Raw genomic sequence first — 4,058 nt, 5'->3', positions numbered from 1 at the left:
GACGCCATGGGCTATCAGCCCTGGCCGAAGGACCTTGTCCAGGACGTCTACTTCACCGAAGACAAGACCGACATGTCGAAGCTCCTCGGCACCGTCGTGCGCCATCCGATCACGGCGGGCGAACCGGTGACGCAGGGCAGCCTCGTCTCCCCCGGCGACCGCGGCTTCCTTGCCGCCGCGCTCGGGCCCGGCATGCGCGCAGTCACCATTCCGGTGAGCGCGCGCACCGCCGTTGCGGGCTTTGTCTTCCCCGGTGACCACATCGACCTCGTTCTCACCCAGTCGGTGAAGAGCGTCGGCCAGCCGCTCAAGACCGCCGAGACGATCCTCAAGAACCTGCGCGTGCTCGCGACCGACCAGTCGACCGAGCAGGAGCAGATCGAGGGCAAGACCCGCGTGCGCACGTTCAGCACCGTGACCGTGGAAGCCACACCCAAGATCGCCGAGAAGATCGCGGTGGCCCAGACCATCGGCACGATCTCGCTCTCGCTGCGCTCGCTGGCCGACAACACGAGCGAACTCGAACAGGCGCTCGCCAGCGGCCAGATCAAGATCCCCGCCGGCGCCAGCAAGGCCGACGAGGAGCGCATCCTCAAGCAGGCCATGACCAAGCCCATCGAGGCGGACGGCAACAGCTACGTCTCCGGTGGTGATGTCTCGCGCTTCCAGCCGAAGAAGGTGACCGATCCGCTCGCCGCCGTCCAGGCGATGGCCCGCGCGGCCACCATGATGCCCCGGTCGATGCCGGCGGCAGGCGGTTCGATGACCGATGCGGCCCGCGCCATGTTCTACCCCGGTCCGGTGGTCCGCGTGACCCGCGGCCGCGACACCACCGAAGTCAAAGTGGGAGCCAAGTGAGATGATCATCAGAGCTCCCATCAAGGCCCAAACTGCGCCCGCGAAAGGCAAGACCATGAAGGCCCGTATCGCATCCACGCTGCTCCCGCTCGCTGCTCTCGCGGTTCCGCTGGCATTCGCCGCGGCCCCCGCGCCGGCTGCAGCCCAGACGGTGACCAGCCCGGCCCGCAGCATCGCGATCTCGATCGGTCGCGGCCAGCTGGTCACGCTGCCCGGCAAGATGACCGACGTGTTCGTCGCCAATGACACCGTTGCGGATGTCCAGGTGAAGTCCGCCAACCAGCTCTATGTGTTCGGCAAGGCTGGTGGCGAAACCACCGTCTACGCCAGCAACGCGAACGGCGATGTGGTATGGTCGGCCAATGTCCGCGTCGGCACCAACATCGACAGCGTCGACCAGATGCTCAAGCTCGCGATGCCCGAGGCGCACATCGTCACCTCGACGATGAACAACACCGTGCTGCTGACCGGCACGATCGCCGCGCCCGAGGACGCCGCCGAGGCCGAGCGCCTGGTCAAGGCTTTCGTCGATCCCAAGATCAACGTGATCAGCCGCCTGAAGATGGCGACGCCGCTGCAGGTCAACCTGCACGTGAAGTTCGCCGAGGTGAACCGCTCGCTGGTGCGCCAGATCGGCTCGAACATCACCACCATCGACGGCAGCGGCAAGGTCACCAAGTGGGGCGTCAACACCGGCCGCTCGCCTGCTTCGACGTTCACCACCGATCCCAATTTGCCGCTCGGCATCGGCTCGAGCGTGTCCGGTCAGACATTCGACCAGACTGCGGTCTCGGCGACGAACCCGCTGGGTGTCGTGACACGGCCCGGCACCAACGTCACGCCGCTGCAGGGCCAGTCCACGCTGGCGCTGATGGGCAAGATGTTCGGCCTCAACGTGCTGACCGCGCTCGATCTTGGCGAGACCATCGGCCTTGTCACCAGTCTCGCCGAACCGAACCTGACCGCACTTTCGGGTGAGACGGCCAACTTCCTCGCGGGCGGTGAATACCCGATCCCGGTCTCCACCGGCCTCGGCAACACCGCGATCGAATTCAAGCGGTACGGCATCAGCCTCGCCTACACCCCCACCGTTCTCGCAAACGGGCGCATTTCGCTGCGGGTGCGGCCAGAAGTGTCGGAACTCTCGTCCGACGGCGCAATCATCAGCAACAGCTTCAGCGTCTCCGCGCTCACGGTGCGCAGCGCCGAAACGACCATCGAACTCGGCTCGGGCCAGAGCTTCATGATCGCCGGCCTGCTGCGCAACGGTTCTCAGGACACGATCACCAAGATGCCCGGTGCCGGCGACATCCCGATCCTCGGTTCGCTGTTCCGCTCCACTTCCTACCGCAAGGGCGAGACCGAACTGGTCATCATCGTGACGCCCTATCTCGTGAACCCGGTCGATGCGAGCGAGATCAAGCTGCCGACAGACGGCTTCCGTTCGGCCACTGCGCTCCAGCAGGTTCTTGGACATATCGAGTCCGATGGCGTGACCGGCGGCGATCGGCCCAAGCCGACCGAAGCGCCGGGGACGGTCCAGTCGAGCGGCCCGAAGGTCGGTGCGCTCGATGCGCCGCTGCCCGGCACCGATACCGCGCCCGCTGCTGCGCCGAAGAAGACGCCGCGTCCCGCCCGCAATCGTCAGGCCAGCGCCGATGCCGCGCCCGGCTTCAGCATCCAGTGAGAAAGGGCTACCCCATGTCCATTCATCTGCCCCGTATCGCTCGGCCCACCAAGGGGGCCTTCCGCGTTGTTCTCCTCGCCGGTGTGCTGAGCCTGCCGCTGGCCGCGTGCAACGCGCCCTCGGCTGACATGAACCGCAGCCTTGAAAGCGTGCACCAGCCGGTCGTTCAGCGCACCAGCTATGTGTTCGACGTCTCGACATTGCCGGGTGGCGGCTTGCCCGTTTCCGAGCAGCGCCGCCTTGCCGGCTGGCTCGATGCCCTGGGCCTCGGCTACGGCGACCGCGTTTCGCTCGATGATCCGGTCGATTCCGACCAGACGCGCAACTCGGTAGAGCAGGTGGCCGGCCGCTTTGGCATTCTTCTCGCCGATGTAGCCCCGGTCACCGAAGGCACGATCGCGCCCGGTACCGCCCGCATTGTCGTATCGCGCTCCGAGGCGAGCGTGCCCGGCTGCCCGGACTGGGCCAGCAAGATCGACAACCGCACCAACAACGCGACATCGTCCAACTACGGCTGCGCGGTGAACAGCAACATGGCAGCGATGGTCGCCAACAAGGATGACCTTGTGCGCGGCGCCAAGGGCCAGAGCACCACGCTGGTGCAGAGCAACACCAAGGCCATTCAGTCCTATCGCGAGCAACCGCCAACGGGTGCGCAGGGTCTGAGGGCTGTTTCCAGCAAGTCCGGGGGTAACTGATCCATGAGCGCGACCTGGAAAAACACCAACCGCGACATGTTCGCGGCCTTCATGTGCGACGACGCGGCGCTCGATGTGCTGCGTCCGGTCACGGTCGACATGGGCTGGCTGCCGGAAAAGTGCAACAAGGGCGGCCTGCGCAACGCAATCCAGTCCCTCTCGATTGCCGCCTCGCCGGCCATCCTGATGGTCGACCTGTCGGAAAGCGGGGACCCGCTGAGCGACATCAACGCGCTGGCTGAAGTCTGCGAGCCCGGCACCGTGGTGATCGCGGTCGGTCAGGTCAACGACGTGCGCCTTTACCGCGACCTCCTCGCCTCGGGCATTCAGGACTATCTCCTGAAGCCGCTGACGCCGGGCCAGGTGCGCGATGCGCTGGTGCAGGCGCAGGCGATCTTCGCCGCGCCCAAGTCGGCTGATGGCAGCACGGCCAAGAGCCACGTCTCGACCGCAGTGGTCGGCACGCGCGGCGGTGTCGGCGCCTCGACGGTCGCAACCTCGCTCGCATGGCTGTTCAGCAGCGACCACCGCTTGCCGACCGCGCTGCTCGACCTCGACGTGCATTTCGGCACCGGCGCGCTCACGCTCGATCTCGAGCCGGGCCGCGGCCTGACTGATGCCATCGACAACCCGAGCCGCATCGACGGCCTGTTCATCGAACGCGCGATGATCCGCGCCAACGACAATCTGGCGATCCTTTCTGCCGAAGCGCCGATCAGCTCGCCGCTGATGACCGATGGCAGCGCCTTCGTTCAGCTGGAGGAGGAATTCCGCCACGCGTTCGAAATGACGATGATCGATCTGCCGCGCAACAT

Annotated in this window: 3 protein-coding genes and 1 pseudogene; all 4 read left to right on the top strand. The window is 66.2% G+C overall.

Annotated elements, in window-relative coordinates:
- On the top strand, positions 1 to 858 hold an 858-nt coding region (gene cpaB / locus K5Q19_RS19700), incomplete at its 5' end, for a Flp pilus assembly protein CpaB (protein WP_292948668.1).
- A 55-nt stretch (positions 859 to 913) separates the two neighbouring features.
- Entirely contained in the window at positions 914 to 2,545 is a 1,632-nt protein-coding gene (locus K5Q19_RS19695; RefSeq protein ID WP_292948667.1) for a type II and III secretion system protein family protein, read from the top strand.
- A 14-nt stretch (positions 2,546 to 2,559) separates the two neighbouring features.
- Complete coding sequence (locus K5Q19_RS19690) at positions 2,560 to 3,243, top strand: CpaD family pilus assembly protein (RefSeq protein WP_292948666.1); 684 nt, start codon at positions 2,560 to 2,562, stop codon at positions 3,241 to 3,243.
- A 3-nt stretch (positions 3,244 to 3,246) separates the two neighbouring features.
- Positions 3,247 to 4,058 (top strand): annotated as a pseudogene (locus tag K5Q19_RS19685) (pilus assembly protein CpaE); the annotation flags it as partial.

The organism is Novosphingobium sp., assembly GCF_019748365.1.
Lineage (GTDB): Bacteria > Pseudomonadota > Alphaproteobacteria > Sphingomonadales > Sphingomonadaceae > Novosphingobium.
The sequence above is the reverse complement of the archived record's forward strand: the minus strand, read 5'-3'. Positions and strand labels throughout refer to the sequence as shown.